This is a genomic window from Ralstonia sp. 22111 (genome assembly GCF_052045895.1).
Lineage (GTDB): Bacteria > Pseudomonadota > Gammaproteobacteria > Burkholderiales > Burkholderiaceae > Ralstonia > Ralstonia wenshanensis.
On sequence record NZ_JBQEPR010000001.1, the window covers coordinates 427203 to 446878 of the forward strand.

The following is a 19676-nucleotide window of genomic DNA, read 5'->3' on the forward strand; positions in this document are numbered from 1 at the left end:
AAGCGCCGCGCGCGCCTTCCCGCCTCCCGCCACATCCCAGGCTTACCAGTGCGTTTCCGATTCCGGCGTGGACGAGACGCGATGGATCGCCAGGTCGGCACCCATGAATTCGGCCTCACGGTCCAATCGCAGCCCCACGACTTTGCGCAGGGTGCCGTACACCACCGTGCCGCCGATCAGCGCAATCACAATGCCGCCCGCCGTGCCCGCCACCTGCGCCCAGAACGACACGCCGCCCAGCCCGCCCAGCGCCTTCAGGCCGAAGATGCCGGCCGCGATGCCGCCCCATGCGCCACACAGGCCGTGCAGCGGCCACACGCCGAGCACGTCGTCGATGCGCCAGACGTTCTGCACGCGCGTGAACATCCAGACAAACAGCACGCCCGCAATGCCGCCAACAGCCAGCGCGCCCAGCGGGTGCATCACATCGGAGCCGGCGCACACGGCCACCAGGCCGGCCAGCGGCCCGTTGTACGAGAAGCCCGGATCGTTCTTGCCCATCCACCACGCGGTGAGCGTGCCGCCCACCATGGCCATCAGCGAGTTGATGGCAACGAGGCCGCTCATCTTGTCGAGCGTCTGCGCACTCATGACGTTGAAGCCGAACCAGCCGACCGCCAGCACCCACGCGCCAGCCGCCAGGAACGGGATGTTTGACGGCGGATGCGCGGCGATGCGGCCGTCGTCCTTGTAGCGGCCGTGGCGGGCGCCGAGCAGCAGCACCGCCGGCAGCGCGATCCAGCCGCCCACGGCATGCACGACCACCGAGCCGGCAAAATCGTGGAACTCCGCGCCCGTCACGCTCTGCAGCCAGTGCTGGATGCCGAAGCGCTCGTTCCAGGCGATGCCTTCAAAGAACGGGTAGACGAAGCCCACCAGCACGAAGGTTGCCGCCAGTTGGGGCTCAAAGCGCGAGCGCTCGGCAATCCCGCCCGAGATGATGGCCGGGATGGCCGCCGCGAAGGTCAGCAGGAAGAAGAACTTCACCAGCTCGTAGCCGTTCTGCTGGGCGAGCACGTCGGCGCCGGTAAAGAAGTTGACGCCGTACGCGACCGAATAGCCGATGAAGAAGTACGCGATGGTCGACACGGCAAAGTCGACCAGGATTTTGACCAGTGCATTGACCTGGTTCTTCTTACGGACAGTGCCCAGCTCAAGGAACGCGAAGCCGGCATGCATGGCCAGCACCATGATCGCGCCCAGCAGGATGAAGAGCGCGTCGCCCCCGGTTTTGATGGAGTTCATTGCAGTTGTCGTGCGGGTTGAGGGTCAGCGCCATCCGGGTGCAGTGCATGCCCACAAATGACGCAAAAGCCGCCGACTGATGCAATTCTTGTTCCAACGGTGTGCAAAAAGGTGACATGGCGCACCATGGCCGTGCGCGCGAGGCAGGGGTCGGGCTGCGCGTGGAGATTGGCCCGAAATCGGTGCGTGATTGCCTTGAATTGGTGCGGGCGGTGTGGCAAATGCGCCGTCGTGGTGCGTTCTGCCGTGGGGAGGGTTACGGCTTGGCGCTGGCGACGCTGAAGGATGCCGCTACGGCATTCCACAGAGGCTCGTACCGCAAGCGCACGGTGCTGGCCTGTTCGGGCGATGTGGCGGGAGACTGCATGTGCAGCATCAGCAGCGCGCCGTCGGTCGGCACCATGAAGACGCGGCCGACCAGCGTATTGCCCGTGGCGCGCGGGATATGCGGGCCGGGCGATTCGCCGATGTAGCTGGCCCACACGCCTGGGCGCCCGCCGAACGATTGCGTGCCCCACCCGAGCAGCTTGCACGGGCCGGCCACGGCTTGCTTGACGGCGTCGCGCATCCAGCGCGGTTCGCGGTTGTCCGGCACGGCTTCAAGATCGCCCTCTGTCGGGCGCACGATCATTTCAAGGCGCGACAGCCCCGAGCCGCCCTGATTGGCCCACGCGCCGATCGCCACCCGCGCGGGGTCGGGCTTGCGCGGCGCTGTCGGGGGCACGCGCTCCCAGGAAAACGGCAGCCTGAGGCTCAGGCTCGCGCCGCGCGCATTCGGCCAGTCAGACAACGTTACGGCCTGGGTAAAGCGGCTGCTCAACTCATCGGCGGGGCGGTCGTCGTAGACCACCGCCAACAGCGTCTGCAGCGTGGCGCGGTCTTGGCTGCCCTGTGCGCGCTCAACAACGCGTCCGGCCAGGGCGTGGGCGGTCTGGGCCGTCTGGGTGGCAACGCCCACGCTCGGTTGGTGAATGTCCAGCGCGCGCTCGATCAGCAGCTGGCGCTCGTCGTCGGATAGCGGAATGCCGGCGATCAGGCGGCGCGTGCGGGCCAGCGCCTGCGGGAACGCGTTGTCGAACTGCGTACGGGCGCGGATCAGCTCTTCACGCTGACCGGGAAAGCGCTGGATGGCGCGGTCCAGCGCCTGGGATTGCACGGTCAGGAAACCAAGCACGCTGATCAGCCCCGGGATGGCGCCGGGCGTGTAGTCCCACGCCAGGGCGTGACCGGACCACGCCAGCAAGGCGGTCAGACACCAGCGCATCGTTGCGCGGCTTGGCATTGGAAGTTCCCCCTGTGGCCGGACCCGTTTCCGACCAAAATCCGACTCTAACGATTTGTATCGATTGTGTGCAAGCTGGGTGTTGCACCAAGATTGGACCGCTCCAGCCGCCCGCAATTTGCGCAAAACGCTCCGGATGCCGGCGTGCTGATTTAAGGGAATGGCGCGCAGGCCATCATCAAGCCCCGGGGGCGCAGAAGAGCAGAAAGGTCCTCGCCCGTGCCGCCGGTTGACGTGTGCGTCAACCCCGAAAATACTGTCTGTTCGACCCGCCGACCGGCACGCTTCGCCTTGTGCGTCGTACGACACATCCAACGCCGGCGCCCCACTTATCGAAGGTGGAGACATGACCGATCTTTCCGCTGCCCGCGCGGCCGATCCCACGCCTGCCAGCGAAGCCGCGCCGGTGCGCAACAAGGTGCGCTTCGTGACGGCCGCGTCGTTGTTCGATGGGCATGACGCGTCGATCAACATCATGCGGCGCATCCTGCAGTCGATGGGCTGCGAGGTGATCCACCTCGGGCACAACCGCTCGGTGGATGAGGTGGTCAACGCTGCGCTGCAGGAAGACGTGCAGGGCATTGCCGTGTCCAGCTACCAGGGCGGCCACGTCGAATACTTCAAGTACATGATCGACGCGCTGCGCGCACGCGGCGGCCAGCACATCCAGGTGTTCGGCGGCGGCGGCGGGGTGATCGTGCCGGCGGAGATCCGCGAGCTGCAGGACTACGGCGTCGCGCGCATCTACAGCCCAGAAGACGGCCAGCGCATGGGTCTGGCCGGCATGATTGCCGACATGGTGCAGCGCTGCGATATCGATCTCTCCGTCTACGCGCCGGCTACGCTGGAGCCCGTTGCCAACGGCGATCGCCGCGCTCTGGCGCAACTGATCACCGCGCTGGAATCGGGCCGCGTCGATCCGGCGTTGCGCGAGGCCGTCCACGCGGCTGCGATGGCCGCGCCGACGCCTGTGCTTGGCATCACGGGCACGGGCGGTGCGGGCAAGTCGTCGCTCACCGACGAGCTGATCCGCCGCTTCCGGCTCGACCAGCAGGACGCGCTGCGCATTGCGGTCATCTCGATCGATCCGTCGCGGCGCAAGTCGGGCGGCGCGCTGCTGGGCGATCGCATTCGCATGAACGCGATCAACCATCCGAACATCTTCGTGCGCTCGCTGGCCACGCGCGAGGCGAGCCGCGAGATTTCCGACGCGCTGCCCGACGTGATTGCCGCCTGCCGCGCTGCCGGGTTCGATTTCATCATTGTCGAGACCTCCGGCATCGGGCAGGGCGATGCGGCCATCGTGCCGCATGTCGATCTGTCGCTGTATGTGATGACGCCCGAGTTTGGCGCCGCCAGCCAGTTGGAGAAGATCGACATGCTGGACTTTGCCGATCTGGTGGCGATCAACAAGTTCGACCGAAAGGGCGCGCAGGATGCATGGCGCGACGTCGCCAAGCAGGTGCAGCGCAACCGCGAGCAATGGCACGCCCGGCCCGAAGACATGCCGGTGTTCGGCACGCAGGCCTCGCATTTCAATGACGACGGCGTGACGGCGCTGTATCACGCGCTGGCCGATCGGCTGACCGAGCGCGGCATGGCGCTGGCCGAACGCACGTTGCCGCGCCCAGCCGGCAAATGCTCCACCAGCCACGATGCCATCGTGCCGCCCGCGCGCGTGCGCTACCTGGCGGAGCTGGCCGATACGGTGCGCGGCTACCACCGCCGAGTTGATGCGCAAAGCCGCCTCGCGCGGGAACGTCAGCAATTGCAGGCCAGCCACCGCATGCTGGAGCAGGCCGGTGCCACGGTGCAGACGCTGTCCGCGCTCGACAAGCAGGCGGCCGAGCGCGACGCACAACTCGGCGCTGCCGAGCGCAAGCTGCTCGCCATGTGGCCCGACCTGCGCCGTGCGTATTCCGGCGACGAATACGTCGTGAAGATTCGCGACAAGGAAATCCGCACGCAGCTCACGCACACCACGCTTTCGGGCACCACGATCCGCAAGGTCGTACTGCCGCCGTATGAAGATGACGGCGAAGTGCTGCGCTGGCTGATGCGCGAAAACGTGCCGGGCAGCTTCCCGTACACCGCCGGTGTGTTCGCCTTCAAGCGCGAGAACGAAGACCCGACGCGCATGTTCGCGGGCGAGGGCGATGCCTTCCGCACCAACCGGCGCTTCAAGCTCGTCTCCGAAGGCATGGACGCCAAGCGGCTTTCCACAGCGTTTGACTCCGTCACGCTGTACGGCGAAGACCCGGCCCTGCGCCCCGACATCTACGGCAAGGTCGGCAACTCCGGTGTGTCGATCGCCACGCTCGACGACATGGAAGTGCTGTACGACGGCTTTGACCTGACCAGCCCTGCCACGTCGGTTTCCATGACGATCAACGGGCCTGCGCCGACGATCCTGGCGATGTTCATGAACACCGCCATCGACCAGAACCTGGCCCGGTTCCGCGCCGACAACGGGCGAGAGCCGACGCAAGACGAAGAGGCGAAGATCCGCGCGTGGGTGCTGCAGAACGTGCGCGGCACGGTGCAGGCCGACATCCTCAAGGAAGACCAGGGGCAGAACACCTGCATCTTCTCGACCGAGTTTTCGCTCAAGGTGATGGGCGATATCCAGGAATATTTCGTGCACCACCAGGTGCGCAATTTCTATTCGGTGTCGATCTCGGGCTACCACATTGCCGAGGCGGGCGCGAACCCGATCTCGCAGCTCGCCTTCACGCTCGCCAACGGTTTCACGTATGTGGAGGCGTACCTCGCGCGCGGCATGCATATCGATGACTTTGCGCCGAACCTGTCGTTCTTCTTCTCCAATGGCATGGACCCGGAGTACAGCGTGCTCGGCCGCGTCGCGCGTCGCATCTGGGCGGTGACGCTGCGAGACAAGTACGGCGCAAACGAGCGCAGCCAGAAGCTCAAGTACCACGTGCAAACATCAGGCCGGTCATTGCACGCGCAGGAAATCGCCTTCAACGACATCCGCACGACGCTGCAGGCGCTGATCGCCATCTACGACAACTGCAACAGCCTGCACACGAATGCCTACGACGAGGCCATCACCACGCCGACGGCCGAGTCGGTCCGGCGCGCGCTGGCCATCCAGCTCATCATCAACCGCGAGTGGGGCCTGGCCAAGTGCGAGAACCCGAACCAGGGCAGCTTCATCATCGATGAGCTGACGGACCTCGTGGAAGAAGCGGTGCTGCAGGAGTTCGAACGCATTGCCGAGCGCGGCGGCGTGCTGGGTGCCATGGAAACCGGCTATCAGCGCGGCAAGATCCAGGAGGAGTCGATGCTGTATGAGCAGCGCAAGCACGATGGCTCGCTGCCGATCATCGGCGTGAATACGTTCCGCAATCCCGACGCCGAGAGCGTGGTGCCCCCGCATATTGAACTGGCGCGGTCCAGCGAGGAGGAGAAGCAGAGCCAACTCGCGCGGCTGCAGGATTTTCACGCGCGGCATGCGGGGGAAGCCCCGGCCAAGCTGCAGCGCCTGCAGCGAGCGGTGATTGAAGATCAGAACGTGTTTGCGGTGCTGATGGACGCGGTGCGGGTCTGCTCGCTCGGGCAGATTACGCATGCGTTGTTTGAGGTGGGGGGGGAGTATCGGCGGAATATGTAGGGGTTCTTTTTTGGTTGTTTTTGCCTTGGCGGTGCATCCCTTGTTTCATCCCCTGCCGGGGCTGACTCACTTTCTTTGGTCTTGCCAAAGAAAGTAAGCAAAGAAAGGCGCGCCCGAGATGGCGAAAGATTCCTTCAATTTTCGTAACCGGAGGCGGGGAAAACTCGCTGCGCTCAAACAGTTCCCCGCCTTTTTTCCGCCCGCTTACAAAAATTGAAGGCGCCATCAAGGGCAGGAAAGTCAAAGGACAAAACCCAAACCACCGGGGCGCCAGCCCCAACGACAAAGGCCCACTCGCGATGGGTTGGCCTTTTCTTTTGACGTTGAGCCCTTGATGGCGCCTTGAATTTTTGTGAGCGGGCGGATCAAGGAAGGAGGCTGTCTGAGCGCAGCGAGTTTGCCTCCTTCCCCGCACGGTCACACAAATTCAAGGGGATGTCGCCATCTCGGGCGCGCCTTTCTTTTGCTTACTTTTCTTTGGCAAGACAAAGAAAAGTGAGTCGTGCCCGGCAGGGTACGAAACAGGGATGGACCACCCGCCGTTCCGCCAGTAACAAGACATCATCCACCACTATCCAGAAACAAAACCTACCGCTGCATCACAGCCAGTGCCACCAAGATGCCCACCGGCGGCAACACGCACCAGAACGACAGCGTCGCAAACGCCGCCGCCCCCAGCACCGCCCCGATGGCAAAGCCGGCAAGCGGCGGCACCATCTTGCGCAACCGCGTGCGCGCAACATCCTTCTGCGTAGCGCCGGGCGACAGCAGCTCCACCACGTCGATCACGATCTGCGTGGTGTTGCCCGTCATGATCGTCGTGGGGGCGTGTTCCGACAGCACGATGCGCGCCTTGGCGTTCTGCACGCCCATCGCTGCGACACCAATCAGACCGACAACGATCGTGGCCGGCGCATCGGGGGACTGAATCGGCAGCGCCAGCAGCCCCGCCGCCATGAAGGCCAGCAGCAGAACGGCCTGCGCAAGCAGCAGCGGCCGCAGCGGCGCCACACCGCGCCGCGTGAGCGCCGTCACGGCGAGCTTGGTCGCCGCAACGGCCACCACGAACATCGGCAGCGCCAGCAGCTTGGCGAGCACGCCTTGGCCGGAGCCCGCCAGCTCCAGGCCGATCATCACGAAGTTGCCGGTCACATGCGCCGTGAACAGCCCAAACAACGCTGCAAAGCCGACCACATCCACATAGCCCGCGACGAACGCCAGCAGCGTTCCCTGGGCGATCAGGAAACGCGCTGACGCCGGTGTGGCCGTTGCAGACGACGCCGCTTCAGAAGGCAAAGCACGAACACCCGAAGGCGCCCCAGAAGCTGCGGAAGTCGGTGGTCGGCACATTGGCCGTGCGCGCTTTCTGATGCGCATGGCCGTGCACCGAACACGAGCCAACGCACTGATGCACCTGCTGCTGCATCGGCGCAGCCGGCCGCCAGTGTCCCGGCACGCGCGCCACGGGCGACCACTCCGGCAGCACCGGAATCGGCGGCGGGCCAAATTCGGCAAACTCCGCCGCGCCGTAGACGATGCGACCGCCCACCACCGTCAGCACCGATTCGATGGTCTTGATATCGGACTCGGGCACGCTGAAGAAATCCGCCGACAACGCTGCCAGATCGGCGAGTTGCCCGACCTTGATCTGCCCCTTGTTGCCCTGGTCTGCGGAGAACCACGCGCTGCCGTGCGTATACAGCTCGAGCGCCACTTCGCGCGGCAGTCCTTCCGGATACAGCGCCATGCCGCCCACGGTGCGCCCGCTCGCCAGCCAGTACAGCGACGTCCACGGGTTGTAGCTCGACACGCGCGTGGCATCGGTGCCAGCGCCCACCGCCACGCCTTCGGCCAGCATGCGCTTGATGGGCGGCGTTTGCTCGGCAGCGGCTGCGCCGTAACGGTCGACAAAGTATTCGCCCTGGAAGGCCATGCGGTCCTGGATGGCGATGCCGCCGCCCAGCGCGCGCACGCGTTCGATGTTCTTCGGCGAGATCGTCTCCGCGTGGTCGAAGAACCACGGCAGGCCGTTGAAGGGAATGTCGCGGTTCACGCGCTCGAACACGTCGAGCATGCGCGAGATCGATTCGTCGTAGGTGGCGTGCAGCCGGAACGGCCAGCGCTGCGCGACGAGGTGGCGCACCACGGTTTCCAGCTCCTGCTCCATCGTCTCGGGCAGGTCGGGGCGCGGTTGCAGGAAGTCTTCGAAGTCGGCCGCGGAGAAGACCAGCATTTCGCCCGCGCCGTTGTGGCGGAAGAAATCATCGCCTTGGCGGTATTGCACGCTGCCGGTCCAGTTCTTGAAGTCGGCCAGCTCCTCTTTCGGCTTCTGCGTGAAGAGGTTGTAGGCGATGCGGATGGTGAGCTGGTTCTGCGCCGACAGTTCGCGGATGACCTCGTAGTCTTCCGGGTAGTTCTGGAAGCCGCCGCCCGCGTCGATGGCGCTCGTCACGCCCAGGCGGTTCAGCTCGCGCATGAACTGGCGTGTGGAGTTGACCTGGTATTCCGGCGGCAGCTTCGGCCCCTTGGCGAGCGTCGCGTAGAGGATCATCGCGTTGGGTTTGGCGATCAACATGCCGGTGGGCTCGCCGGAGGCGTCGCGCTGGATCTCGCCGCCCGGCGGGTTCGGCGTGTCCTTGGTGTAGCCGACCTGGCGCAGCGCCGCGCGGTTGAGCAGCGCGCGGTCGTACAAATGCAGCACGAACACGGGCGTATCGGGCGCGGCCTGGTTCAGCTCTTCGAGGGTGGGCATGCGGCGCTCGGCAAACTGGAATTCCGTCCAGCCGCCGACCACGCGCACCCATTGCGGCGATGGCGTGCGCGCGGCCTGCTCCTTGAGCATGCGCATCGCGTCGGCCAGGGAGGGCACGCCTTCCCAGCGCAGCTCCAGGTTGTAGTTCAGCCCGCCCCGGATCAGGTGCAGGTGCGAATCGTTCAGGCCGGGAATGACGGTGCGCCCGCGCAGGTCGATGACCTGGGTGGAGGCGCCGCGCTGGGCCATCACGGTGGCATCGTCGCCCACGGCAACAAAGCGGCCGTCACGCACGGCAACGGCGCTGGCGGAGGGGCGTTCGCGGTCGACCGTGTGGATGCGGCCGTTGTGCAGGATGAGGTCGGCGGTCATTGCGTCAGTATTTGGGAAAGATCGAAAAGCGTCCGGGCCCGGCAATCAGGACGGTGGTGAAGATGATCAGCAGCATCCATCCGAACTGTCCATCGGCAAGCGACCAGTCAGGATGCACTACCAGCATGGCCACCAGCAACGTGGCGATGATGGGCAGGCACGCCAGGCGCGTGAGCACGCCAAGCGCAATCAGCAGCGGACACAGCGTTTCTGACAGGATGGCGAGCAGCAGCGTGGGCGCGGCGCCCATGTGGAACGGGTCTTCAATGCGCGTGAGTTCCTGGCTGTAGTGCAGCACCTTGGGCAGCCCATGCACGGTAATCAGCAGGGCGCTGCCGGTCAGGCGCAGGAACAGCAGGCCAACATGCAGGGCGGTATCGGCAGGGGCCGCAGCGTGCGAGGGGTCGAGCGACAGGCGTGTCATGGCGTCAGCTTGGATTGCGCGGCTTGGTGCTGCCGGGCTCACCGCTGGCAGCAAGGTTTGTCGGCGGTGCCTCGGGTGCCGCCTGGGCCGGCGCGCCCGTGATCTTCGGCACGCACTCGTGGCGGAACCACGCCATGGTGATCGGCTCGCCGGCCAGCAGGCGCTGCGCGGCCGGCACGATCTGTTCGCCGATCAGCATGCCCAACAGCCCGACCAGTGCGATCGCCGGTGGCGCCGGTGAGCGGACGTGCAACAACGCATAGATGACGCCGACCAGCATGCCGACGCCGATGGAGATGAGATAGGGCTTCACGAGGAGGGCTCCAGGATGCCAAGGGCGGCGCGCGCAAACGGCGCCGCCCGTGCCGATCAGGTGCTGAGGAAGGCCAGCAGGTCCGCGTTGACCTTGTCCGCCTCGGTCACGCACATGCCGTGCGGGCCGCCCGGATAGACCTTCAGCGTCCCGTTCTTCACCAGCTCCACGCCCAGCCTGGCCGAATTGTCGATCGGCACGATCTGGTCGTCGTCGCCATGCAGAAACAGCACCGGCACGTCGATCTTCTTCAGGTCTTCGGTGTAGTCGACCTCCGAGAATTCCTTGATGCACAGGTACTGGCCGTGAATGCCGCCGGTCATGCCCTGCGCCCAGAACGCATCGATGGTGCCCTGCGAAACCTTCGCACCCGGCCGGTTGAAGCCGAAGAACGGCGTGGCGAGATCGCGGTAGAACTGCGAGCGGTTCTCCGCCACACCCTTGCGGATGCCGTCGAACACGTCCATCGGCAAGCCCTTCGGGTTGGCGGCCGTCTTGAGCATGATGGGCGGCACCGCGCCGATCAGCACGGCGCGGGCGACGCGCTTGGTGCCATGGCGGCCGATGTAGTGCGCGACTTCGCCGCCGCCGGTGGAATGGCCGACCAGCGTGGCCCTCTGGATGTCGAGCGCATCGAGCAGCGCTGCGAGGTCGTCGGCATAGGTGTCCATGTCGTTGCCCTGCGACGGCTGGTCGGAACGGCCATGGCCGCGCCGGTCATGCGCGATGACACGAAAGCCCTTCTGCACGAGGAACAGCATCTGCGCGTCCCACGCGTCAGCATTGAGCGGCCAGCCGTGCGAGAAGACGACGGGCTTGCCGCTGCCCCAGTCCTTGTAAAAGATGCGCGTACCGTCTTGGGTGGTAATCGTTTGCATGGGAATGAGAGAGAGGGGGATGGCTGATGGAAGGGGCAGCCGGGCGACGCATGCGGTTGCNTGCGTCGCCCGGCCGGTGCAGCGTCTTCTTTTCTATGGGGCCGCGCGATCAGTTGGCGGCCACTGCAGCCAGCGCCTCGTGCGGGGTCGCGGTGCGTTGCGGGGCCTTGTGCACCATCGTGTAGGCGTAGTCGACGCCCATGCCGTAGGCGCCGGAGTGTTCCTTCACCAGCTTCATGACGGCGTCATACGTGTCGCGGTGGGCCCAGTCACGCTGCCATTCCAGCAGCACCTGTTGCCACGTCACGGGCACCACGCCGGCCTGGACCATGCGCTGCATGGCGTAGTCGTGCGCGTCCTTCGACGTGCCGCCCGAGGCGTCGGCGACCATGTAGATCTCGTAGTCGGCATCGTGCATGGCCGACAGCGCGAAGGTGCAGTTGCACACCTCCGTCCACAGGCCCGAGACGACCACTTTCTTGCGGCCGTTCTTTGCCAGGGCATCGCGCACCTTCTGGTCGTCCCAGGAGTTCATCGAGGTGCGTTCGAGCAGTGGCTGATCCGGAAACACGTCGAGCAGCTCCGGGTAGGTATAGCCGGAGAAGCTTTGCGACTCGACGGTCGTAATGGTGGTGGGGATGTTGAAGATCTTCGCGGCCTTGGCAAGGCCAACGGTGTTGTTCTTCAGGACCTGGCGATCGATCGACTGCACGCCGAAGGCCATTTGCGGCTGGTGGTCGATGAAGATCAGTTGACAGTTCTGGGGGGTGAGGACTTCCAGCTTGGGATTCATGGCCGTATCCAGTTTCCGATAGGAGATGCGAGGGGGGGATGCTGCAGACCTGGCGCCGCATCGGCGCGGCGCGATCAACGGCCCATCCATCATAGGAAGTTGCGTTCCGGGCGCAACGCCCCAATCGGCGAGTGCAGTTTTTGCGATTGCCGAACAATCGTCGCGACTTCCCGAAACATTCCGTCGGTACCCTGGACACGCGCGCCGGTCGTGGGATTCGACGCGCGTGGCGGTCAGCGGACGTCAGCGGACCCAGCCGCGCTCGAGCAAGGGCTTGTCCCAAGCCAGCTCGCCGGCGTGGTGGCTGGCAAGGCAATCGATCAGTGCGCACACCTTGACTGCCTGGCGCTGCGTTGCCGGATACACGGCCGAGAAGTGCAGCGGTGTGAGGTCGTAGTCGGCCAGCACCGGCACGAGGCGGCCCGCAACCAGATCGTCGCTGATGACGAGGGTCGGCAGGCACGCAATGCCGGCGCTGGTGAGAGCGTAGTCGCGCAGCAGATGCACGGAGTTGGAGCGCACCTGCTCGGGCAGGTCCATCGCAGGAAGGGTTTCGCCGTTGCGCGAGAACTCCCAGCGTTTGCGCGTCGGGTAACCGGAGTACAGCGCCAGCGAATGCTGCAGCAGATCGGCCGGTTGCTGCGGCATGCCGTATTCCTCCACGTACGCGGGTGTGGCGCAGAACATGCGCCGCAGCGGAAACAGGCGCCGCTCGATCAGCGAATCGTTGATGGGCGGGAAAATCTGGAACACCACGTCGAACCCTTCGGCAATCGGGTCGACCACGCTGTCGTCCACCACCACGTCGAGCTGGATATCGGGGTACTGCGCACCGAACCTCGCCAGCGGCTCGGCGAAATGGCTGAGCGCGTATCCGGGCAGCATGCGGATGCGCAATTTGCCGGCGGGCGTGGCGCGCAGGCCGCGCATCTGGTCGGTGAGGTCCGTCAGCATGCAGACGGCTTCGGCGCATTGCTTGTAGTAGGTCTCGCCCACTTCGGACAAGCGCACGTGCCGCGTGCTGCGGTGAAACAGCGGCGCTTCAATAAAGCGCTCCAGTTGCTGCACGCGGTTGGTGACCACCGAGTTCGTCACGCCCAACTGGCGGGCGGCCTCGGCAAAGCTGCGCGTTTCCGCCACGCGCACGAAGGCTTCAATACTGAGAAAACGGTCCATTTCCGGCGTCCTTGCGCCTGAGAGGAAAGAGCGGCGCGACGCCGGCCATCATACGGCGATCCGGTGGAATGTGACGCGAGCGTTGGCAAGGCTTTTCTGCGCATCGTCGCGTCGTTTATCCTTTGCAATCTGTTTCATTTCCATCTCTCATTCCAATACCAAGCGAGGAGCAGTTCATGGCAATTCAAGTCGTCGGCATCGTCGGTGCCGGAACAATGGGCAACGGCATTGCGCAAGCGTGCGCCGTCGTCGGGCTGGATGTGGTGATGGTGGACATCAGCGATGCCGCCGTGCAGAAAGGCATTGCTACCGTGGCCGGCAGCCTCGACCGCCTCATCAAGAAGGAAAAGCTGACCGAAGCTGACAAGGCCGCAGCGCTTGCACGCATTCAGGGCTCGACTTCGTACGACGACCTCAAGCGCGCCGACCTCGTCATCGAGGCCGCCACCGAGAACTTCGACCTGAAGGTGAAGATCCTCAAGCAGCTCGAGGCTGCCGCAGCGCCGCACGCAATCGTGGCGTCGAACACCTCGTCGATCTCGATCACCAAGCTGGCTGCCGTGCTGCAAGACGCGAGCCGCTTCATCGGCATGCACTTTTTCAACCCGGTGCCGATGATGGCGTTGGTGGAAGTCATCCGCGGCCTGCAGACAAGCGATGCCACGCATGCGGCGGTGGAAGCGCTGGCCAAGCAACTGGGCAAGACGCCGATCACGGTCAAGAACAGCCCGGGCTTTGTCGTCAACCGCATCCTGTGCCCGATGATCAACGAGGCGTTCTGCGTGCTGGGCGAGGGCCTGGCCTCGCCGGAGGAAATCGACGAAGGCATGAAGCTTGGCTGCAACCACCCGATCGGGCCGCTGGCGCTGGCCGACATGATCGGCCTGGACACCATGCTCGCCGTGATGGAAGTGCTGTACACCGAGTTTGCCGACCCGAAATACCGCCCGGCCATGCTGATGCGCGAAATGGTGGCCGCCGGCTACCTGGGCCGCAAGACCGGCCGCGGCGTGTACGACTATCGGAAGTAAGCCCCTGACGTTCGCGCTGTCCGCCAACTGTCAGGCCGGATTCGCGCAAAGTGTCTGCAAGTGTGCATGGAGGCGGTGTGGTGGTGCGTTGATGATGACGCATCGCCACACCGTTTTTTTCTTCGCCAACACTTCGGACGCCACCATGTCGCGCTACGCCTTCCGCCTGCTCAACGTCTTTGCCGAATCCACGTTCGGCGGCAACCAGCTCGCCGTCTTCGAAGACGGACGGGGCCTGGACGACGCCACCATGCAGGCCATCGGACGCCAGTTCAACCTGTCCGAGATCACGTTCATTTTTCCCGACGACACGGATGGCGCCACGGCGCGTTTCCGCATCTTCACGCCCGATTACGAGATGCCGTTTGCCGGCCACCCGTCGCTGGGCACCGCGCAAGTGGTGCGCGAGCTGTATGGCCCGGGCAATGAACTGACGCTGCGTTGCCAGTCGGGCATCGTGTCATTGACGGCGCAGGACGAGGGGTGGTCGCTAGTGCCGCCGCGCTCCGGCGCGCTGAATACGCGCGAAGCCGATCCGGCCATCGCCCAGATGCTCGGGTTGGACGCCGATGCGCTGGCTGGGCCGCCGCTGTGGGTTGATGCAGGGATCGAGCAACTGATGGTGCCGGTCAAGACGCGCGCCGATGTGGAGCGCGCCCGGCCTGACCCGTCTGCCTTCGATGCGTGGCCGCGCAGCCGCAACGACGGGCGCAACGCGTACGTCTTCACCATGCCGGCGCCTGGTAGCAACGATCCGGTGGTCTCGCGTTTCTTCTTCGAATACGGCACCGGCCTGTGGGAAGACCCGGGCACCGGCTCGGCGTGTGCCAACCTGGGCGGCTGGCTGCGGTCGACCGGCCATGCTTTGCCGGCAAGCTACCGCATCGAGCAGGGCGCTGCAGTGGGACGACCCTGCCACCTCACGCTGCGAGTGGATGCCGACGGCACGATCCACGTGGGTGGCCGCGTGATCGAAATCGGCCGCGGCACGTTGACGATTTAATCCGCGGCGCCCAACTGCTTGCAGAAGAACGTCGTCCCGCAGAGCGCGCCGTCGGGCATCAGCGCGTAGTTGGGTACCACACCCACGCGCTGCCAGCCGGCGCGTGAGTACAGCCGCTCGGCATCGCCGCCCGTCACCGTGTCGAGCACGAGCACCGTCTTGCCTTCGGCGCGCGCTTCGTCTTCGATGGCCGCCATCAACCGCTGCGCCAGGCCTTGCCGACGGGCGCGGCGGTGTACGAGCATCTTGGCGACGTCGGCGCGGTGCGGCTGGTTTTCCGGTTGCGCCAACACCAACTGCACGGTGCCGAGGATGGCGCCGGCCGCATCTTCGGCAATCAGCAGCGCGCGCTCGCCCCGGGCCACGCCTTCGGCCACCCCGCGCCAGAATGACCGCGCCTTGTCTTGCGACAGCGGCGCCATGAAGCTGACGGACGCGCCGCCCTCCACGCAATCGATGAGCACATCGGCCAAGGCATCGACGCACGCGCTTGCCTCGTTGGCGCCCACGCGCCGAATGGTCAGGGTGTCGATCATCAGGGCCTCCAGTGGGCAGCGGATACGGTTGTCAGCGCGACGAGGTAGCGGGCCGGCCGCCGCGTGGGGTTGTGATAGACGATCGGGCAGTCCAGCCGCATGGTCAGGCAATCGCCGGCATTGATGCGCCAGTGTGTGTCGCCCACGGTCATTTCCATCGTGCCTTCGACGATCCACACCTGCTGGTGGATTTCGGCGTCGCGCGCGCCGGTGTCGTAGGCCACGCGCTCGCCGGGCGGAAAGTGCACCTCGACGAGCTGCAAGGGCGAACGCGCCGCCGGCGACAGGTTGCGGCGCACGTAGCCGGAGGCGGGGTCGGTCCACTCAGGCTGATCTGCCGCGCGTGATACCGGCGAAGGCTCCACGGCCGGCGCTGCACTGTCTTCGAACAGCGAGGCAAGCGTCACGCCCAGCGCGGAGCTGAGCCGATCCAGCACCGCTGCGGTCGGGCTGCTCTGGCCGCGCTCGATGAGGGAGATGGCCGATCGGCTGACCTGGCTGCGTTCTGCCAGCGCGTCGAGCGAGAGCCCCTGGGCGTCGCGCAGTTCGCGCAAGCGCTGGGCGATACGTTGGTGGATGTCCATGGCATCCAGTTTAATGGAAATTTACCTCTAGTAAACTGGAAGTTGAGGCGTGGCCCGAAGAGCCTTGCTCTGGGCCGTGCCATGCCCAGACGACAGAGACCATCGCGTTGACGCGGGGCTGGAGAACGCCCCAGCCGCGTTCATCGGCCTGCTCGAAGGACGCAACTTCGGCAAGCTCGTGGTGCGTGTGGCCGAGGCCGGGTCGCGCGATCGGGCGCGGCGGTTATTGGGGTGGGGCGTCCCGCCGCTGCACGGCGGGCGGCAGCCACGATGCATCGAGCGCCGCTTCCTTCGGCCAGGTCAGTTGCAGGCGTAGCAGGAACGGGCCGGTGGGCGGCAGCAGCCAATTGTTGCGCATACCCTTGGGTGGCGCGCGCTGGATCAGGATGTCGAGCGAGCCATCGCGGTTCAGGCGCGGGCGATCCGCTTCGCTCAGCACGCTGCGCAGGCCCCGGCCTTCGGACGCATGGCGGGGCTGCCCGACAGTCGACAGGGCGGCGACAGCCCAGCCGGCATTTTCGGGCGGGAGCTGGTTGCGCTCGAAATGCAGTACGTAGCGGTGCGTGCTGTCCAGCGCCATGCCGTTGGCGTCGGTCGTGGCGGTGGCGATGAGCATGTCCTGCGGCAGATCGGTGCCGCCGCCGTTCCACGCCACGATGGCACGCTGGGCGTAATCCAGCCCGTAGGCGCCGACCATGCGCGGGATGAACCAGCCGTTCTGCGTGACGGGCGGCTGCTTGACGGCGAGCGCCAGCGTCTCGCGTGCGGCTGCCACGCCGGCGTCCATCACCTTCAGGTTGGCGGCGCTTACAGCTTTGGCGTCGAACGGCGCACCGGGCACGATGCCCAGATCACGCAACGATTGCAGCATCGCCGAATCGGCCGCGTGCGGCCGATTGTCCTTCAGCAGCTCGGCAAAGCGCGTGAAGTAGCTGTTGGCGTCCAGCGCGGTGACGCGGCGGCGCGCGGCATCCAGGCTGACGTCGAGGTCGGTGGCCTTGTCCGCGTTCACCTTTGCCCCGGCTTCGGCCTCGCGCGGGGTGGTCTTGCCGAAGGCCTCCAGCGGGGTGATGCGGTAGCGGTCCTGTATGCGGCGTGCGGCGCTCAGGTCGCGCGGTCCGGCCACTGGCGTCCGTGCCACCACCCAGACGAGGCTGGTCGGCGCGGCAATCTGCTTGACGCCCGTGGGCAGCGTGCCGTCCCAACCCGGCGGCGTGATGGCGTAGTGCGCGGCACGCGCCCCGGTGGTGCGGTTGCCGAGCGATTCGAACACGTCGTTCCACCCGTCGTGCAGTGCCACCCAGACGTGCCGGCGCCCGGCGTCGGGCAGGCTCAGGACGACCGGGCCGTTCCGCAAATCAATGAAGGCGCTGCTGGCGAGTACGTCCACGCGGGCGCGCACGCCGGTGGGCAGGGCTTCGTCTTCCAGCGTGCGCTGGTGCATGAACGTGCCGGCAGGCGCCAGCGCAGACGTCGTCTGCAGCAGCGCGTCGGTCATCATCAACGGAAACGCGTAGACATAGGCCGAGCGCACGAGCGCTTCGTTCGGTTGCGGCAGACGTTGTTCGATCGGTGCCGTGGTCGCGGCGTTTTGGGTGGAGCAGCCGGTCAGGCCCAGGGTAAGCGCCGAGGCCGCCACGCTCAGCGCCACAGCCGCCAGCTTGGTAAGCGGGCGCGCGGGCGCAGGGCAGTGCGTCATCTTGTTCTCCTTTTGTCGTCGGTGCGCGCAACAGGAAAGCAGACGCCTGTCGAACATCCCCCCAAGGATGCTTGCGCATACGGTTGCGCGGTGGCCGATCCCGCAGCCCCACGCATATCGTGTCTTGAATCTTTGGAATGTAGAAGCGCCGCCAGCGCAAGTCAATTCAAGTGCGGTGGGGCATGCACGCATGGCCGGGCGCAGGCAGTTTCTAGAGGCGAAGGTGCAGCGCGAGGCGCAACTTTGCCGCGTCGTATTCGGCCTTCAGGCGCGCCACGATTTCGGCGGCGGGCGGCAGATCGGCGATCTGCCCGACACCCTGACCTGCGCCCCAGATGTCTTTCCAAGCCTTGGCGCGCGAGCTGCCGTCGCCAAAGTTCATCTTCGATTTGTCGGCCTCCGGCAGGGCGGCGGGGTCCAGGCCCGCCAGTTCAATGCTCTCGCGGATGTAGTTGCCGTGCACGCCGGTAAAAAGGTTGGTGTAGACGATGTCCGATGCGGCGGCGCGCAGGATCGCTTGCTTGTAGCTTTCGGCCGCGTGGGCCTCCTGGCTGGCGATGAAGCGCGTGCCGATATAGGCGAGGTCGGCGCCCATGGCCTGCGCGGCCAGGATGGCATCGCCCGTGGCAATGGCGCCCGACAGCGCGATCGGTCCGTCGAAGATGCGCCGCACCTCGCCCACCAGCGCAAAGGGCGACAGCGTGCCGGCATGCCCGCCCGCACCCGCGGCCACCAGGATCAGCCCGTCGACGCCGGCTTCCAGTGCCTTTTCGGCATGGCGCAGGTTGATCACGTCGTGCAGGACGATGCCGCCATAGCTATGCACGGCATCCAGGATCTCCTTGACCGGCGCGCGCAACGAGGTGATGAAGATCGGCACCTTGTGCTTGACGCACGTGGCCACGTCCTGCTCCAGCCGCGCGTTTGAGTGGTGCACGATCTGATTGACGGCGATCGGTCCGACCACCTCGTGCGGATGCGCCGTGCGGTATGCCGCCAGTTCCTCGTTCATCTGCGTGAGCCAGTCGTCCAGCACTTCGGCCGGGCGCGCGTTGAGCGCAGGAAACGCCCCCACGATGCCGGCCTTGCATTGCGCCAGCACCAGTTCCGGATAGCTGACGATGAACATCGGCGAACCGATCACGGGCAGCGTCAGGTGCTGCAGCACGGGCGGCAGGTGCTTGGCGGCGGGCATGGCGTCTCCTGGTTTGGCAAACCGGCACAACAGGGCAGAGCATGTCGTTCGATTATAGGAACGATCCGGCACCCCGCCGTACGCGGTCTACCCGCCGGTCTCAGACGTGGGCGTGCTGCGTCAGCAGTTCAATGAAGGCGCGGTTGAAGGCGGGCAGGTCATCGGGTTTGCGGCTGCTGACCCAGTTGCGGTCGGCCACCACTTCGCGGTCCACCCACATGCCGCCGGCATTGCGAATGTCGTCCTGCAGCGTCGGCCAGCTCGTCAGCGTGCGCCCGCGCACCAAGCCCGCAGACACCAACAGCCACGGCCCGTGGCAGATCACGGCGATCGGCTTTTGCGCGCGCTCGAACGCTTTCACGAAGGCCTGTGCGGCCGGCACGACGCGCAACGCATCAGCGTTGAAGACGCCGCCCGGCAGCACTAGGCCATCGAAGTCGTCGGCCTTGGCCTGGTCCAGCGTCAGGTGCACCTTGAAGGTGTCGCCCTTGGTTGCATGGTGCAGACCCGTCACGCTTGGGCGCCTTCGGCGCGACGATGCTGACGTTGGCACCGGCGTCTTCCAGCGCCTGCTTGGGGCTGACCAGCTCGGCCTGCTCGAACAAATCGTCGACGAGGATGGCGATGCGCAAGTCTTGCAATGGGGTCATGGCGAACTCCTTATCAGGGGAAAGCGAAAGAAGGGAACGGCAGTGGACGGTGCCGCAACGCGCGTGCCCGCTCTGCGCTAGCATGCGGAGCATTCGCCACGCATTGCTT

The 19676-nt window shown here is 65.7% G+C and carries 16 protein-coding genes and 1 pseudogene; 3 read left to right on the forward strand and 14 right to left on the reverse strand.

Annotated elements, in window-relative coordinates; translation table 11 throughout:
* Nucleotides 1-42 precede the first annotated feature (42 nt).
* Complete coding sequence (locus ACTJK4_RS01995) at nucleotides 43-1245, reverse strand: ammonium transporter (RefSeq protein ID WP_232041699.1); 1203 nt, start codon at nucleotides 1243-1245, stop codon at nucleotides 43-45.
* 256 nt (nucleotides 1246-1501) lie between these two features.
* Nucleotides 1502-2527: a hypothetical protein gene (locus tag ACTJK4_RS02000; protein ID WP_260804082.1), complete on the reverse strand. Its 1026-nt coding sequence runs from the start codon at nucleotides 2525-2527 to the stop codon at nucleotides 1502-1504.
* Between the two features lie 346 nt (nucleotides 2528-2873).
* Here ACTJK4_RS02000 and icmF point away from each other — a divergent pair, with 346 nt between their 5' ends.
* A complete protein-coding gene (gene icmF, locus ACTJK4_RS02005; protein ID WP_440815670.1) occupies nucleotides 2874-6161 on the forward strand; it encodes a fused isobutyryl-CoA mutase/GTPase IcmF in 3288 nt (1095 codons plus the stop codon).
* 588 nt (nucleotides 6162-6749) lie between these two features.
* Here icmF and ACTJK4_RS02010 read toward each other — a convergent pair.
* The 7 genes from ACTJK4_RS02010 to ACTJK4_RS02040 form a co-directional block, all read right to left on the reverse strand.
* Nucleotides 6750-7457: a YoaK family protein gene (locus tag ACTJK4_RS02010; RefSeq protein WP_440815673.1), complete on the reverse strand. Its 708-nt coding sequence runs from the start codon at nucleotides 7455-7457 to the stop codon at nucleotides 6750-6752.
* Nucleotides 7447-9285: an amidohydrolase gene (locus ACTJK4_RS02015; protein ID WP_440815675.1), complete on the reverse strand. Its 1839-nt coding sequence runs from the start codon at nucleotides 9283-9285 to the stop codon at nucleotides 7447-7449. The genes ACTJK4_RS02010 and ACTJK4_RS02015 overlap by 11 nt, the downstream gene beginning before the upstream one ends.
* A gap of 4 nt (nucleotides 9286-9289) precedes the next feature.
* Nucleotides 9290-9709 (reverse strand): DoxX family protein, encoded by a 420-nt coding sequence (locus ACTJK4_RS02020; RefSeq protein WP_316868149.1) that lies wholly within the window; start codon nucleotides 9707-9709, stop codon nucleotides 9290-9292.
* A 4-nt stretch (nucleotides 9710-9713) separates the two neighbouring features.
* On the reverse strand, nucleotides 9714-10022 hold the full coding sequence (locus ACTJK4_RS02025) for a XapX domain-containing protein (protein ID WP_232041705.1): 309 nt from the start codon (nucleotides 10020-10022) through the stop codon (nucleotides 9714-9716).
* Nucleotides 10023-10078: 56 nt separating this feature from the next.
* Nucleotides 10079-10900, reverse strand: coding sequence for an alpha/beta fold hydrolase (locus tag ACTJK4_RS02030; protein WP_440815679.1), 822 nt, complete (start codon nucleotides 10898-10900; stop codon nucleotides 10079-10081).
* 109 nt (nucleotides 10901-11009) lie between these two features.
* The gene (locus ACTJK4_RS02035) at nucleotides 11010-11693 is read right to left on the reverse strand and encodes a hydrolase (protein ID WP_102064330.1); all 684 of its coding nucleotides are present in this window, start codon (nucleotides 11691-11693) and stop codon (nucleotides 11010-11012) included.
* Nucleotides 11694-11936: 243 nt separating this feature from the next.
* Nucleotides 11937-12869 (reverse strand): LysR family transcriptional regulator, encoded by a 933-nt coding sequence (locus tag ACTJK4_RS02040; protein WP_232041708.1) that lies wholly within the window; start codon nucleotides 12867-12869, stop codon nucleotides 11937-11939.
* 176 nt (nucleotides 12870-13045) lie between these two features.
* Here ACTJK4_RS02040 and ACTJK4_RS02045 point away from each other — a divergent pair, with 176 nt between their 5' ends.
* Nucleotides 13046-13900 carry a 3-hydroxybutyryl-CoA dehydrogenase gene (locus ACTJK4_RS02045; protein ID WP_232041709.1) on the forward strand — a complete coding sequence of 285 codons (855 nt, stop codon included), beginning with the start codon at nucleotides 13046-13048 and terminating at the stop codon, nucleotides 13898-13900.
* A gap of 145 nt (nucleotides 13901-14045) precedes the next feature.
* On the forward strand, nucleotides 14046-14903 hold the full coding sequence (locus ACTJK4_RS02050; RefSeq protein WP_260804076.1) for a PhzF family phenazine biosynthesis protein: 858 nt from the start codon (nucleotides 14046-14048) through the stop codon (nucleotides 14901-14903).
* Here ACTJK4_RS02050 and ACTJK4_RS02055 read toward each other — a convergent pair.
* The 5 genes and pseudogenes from ACTJK4_RS02055 to ACTJK4_RS02075 form a co-directional block, all read right to left on the reverse strand.
* A complete protein-coding gene (locus ACTJK4_RS02055; RefSeq protein WP_440815684.1) occupies nucleotides 14900-15439 on the reverse strand; it encodes an N-acetyltransferase family protein in 540 nt (179 codons plus the stop codon). The two genes, ACTJK4_RS02050 and ACTJK4_RS02055, sit on opposite strands and share 4 nt — an antisense overlap.
* Entirely contained in the window at nucleotides 15439-16023 is a 585-nt protein-coding gene (locus tag ACTJK4_RS02060) for a helix-turn-helix domain-containing protein (RefSeq protein WP_440815687.1), read from the reverse strand. Before ACTJK4_RS02060 ends, ACTJK4_RS02055 begins: the two co-directional genes overlap by 1 nt.
* Nucleotides 16024-16246: 223 nt before the next feature.
* The gene (locus ACTJK4_RS02065; RefSeq protein WP_440815690.1) at nucleotides 16247-17722 is read right to left on the reverse strand and encodes a DUF1254 domain-containing protein; all 1476 of its coding nucleotides are present in this window, start codon (nucleotides 17720-17722) and stop codon (nucleotides 16247-16249) included.
* A gap of 211 nt (nucleotides 17723-17933) precedes the next feature.
* Nucleotides 17934-18917, reverse strand: a complete 984-nt coding sequence (locus tag ACTJK4_RS02070; protein WP_316868157.1) for an NAD(P)H-dependent flavin oxidoreductase — start codon at nucleotides 18915-18917, stop codon at nucleotides 17934-17936.
* A 100-nt stretch (nucleotides 18918-19017) separates the two neighbouring features.
* Nucleotides 19018-19567: pseudogene (locus ACTJK4_RS02075) on the reverse strand (type 1 glutamine amidotransferase domain-containing protein).
* Between the last annotated feature and the right edge of the window lie 109 nt (nucleotides 19568-19676).

Excerpts from the sequence above, each read along its gene's own strand:
- ACTJK4_RS01995 (WP_232041699.1), bottom strand. The coding sequence starts at position 1,245 with ATGAACTCCATCAAAACCGGGGGCGACGCGCTCTTCATCCTGCTGGGC.
- ACTJK4_RS02000 (WP_260804082.1), bottom strand. The coding sequence starts at position 2,527 with ATGCCAAGCCGCGCAACGATGCGCTGGTGTCTGACCGCCTTGCTGGCG.
- icmF (WP_440815670.1), top strand. The coding sequence starts at position 2,874 with ATGACCGATCTTTCCGCTGCCCGCGCGGCCGATCCCACGCCTGCCAGC.
- ACTJK4_RS02015 (WP_440815675.1), bottom strand. The coding sequence starts at position 9,285 with ATGACCGCCGACCTCATCCTGCACAACGGCCGCATCCACACGGTCGAC.
- ACTJK4_RS02020 (WP_316868149.1), bottom strand. The coding sequence starts at position 9,709 with ATGACACGCCTGTCGCTCGACCCCTCGCACGCTGCGGCCCCTGCCGAT.
- ACTJK4_RS02030 (WP_440815679.1), bottom strand. The coding sequence starts at position 10,900 with ATGCAAACGATTACCACCCAAGACGGTACGCGCATCTTTTACAAGGAC.
- ACTJK4_RS02035 (WP_102064330.1), bottom strand. The coding sequence starts at position 11,693 with ATGAATCCCAAGCTGGAAGTCCTCACCCCCCAGAACTGTCAACTGATC.
- ACTJK4_RS02040 (WP_232041708.1), bottom strand. The coding sequence starts at position 12,869 with ATGGACCGTTTTCTCAGTATTGAAGCCTTCGTGCGCGTGGCGGAAACG.
- ACTJK4_RS02045 (WP_232041709.1), top strand. The coding sequence starts at position 13,046 with ATGGCAATTCAAGTCGTCGGCATCGTCGGTGCCGGAACAATGGGCAAC.
- ACTJK4_RS02050 (WP_260804076.1), top strand. The coding sequence starts at position 14,046 with ATGTCGCGCTACGCCTTCCGCCTGCTCAACGTCTTTGCCGAATCCACG.
- ACTJK4_RS02055 (WP_440815684.1), bottom strand. The coding sequence starts at position 15,439 with ATGATCGACACCCTGACCATTCGGCGCGTGGGCGCCAACGAGGCAAGC.
- ACTJK4_RS02060 (WP_440815687.1), bottom strand. The coding sequence starts at position 16,023 with ATGGACATCCACCAACGTATCGCCCAGCGCTTGCGCGAACTGCGCGAC.
- ACTJK4_RS02065 (WP_440815690.1), bottom strand. The coding sequence starts at position 17,722 with ATGACGCACTGCCCTGCGCCCGCGCGCCCGCTTACCAAGCTGGCGGCT.
- ACTJK4_RS02070 (WP_316868157.1), bottom strand. The coding sequence starts at position 18,917 with ATGCCCGCCGCCAAGCACCTGCCGCCCGTGCTGCAGCACCTGACGCTG.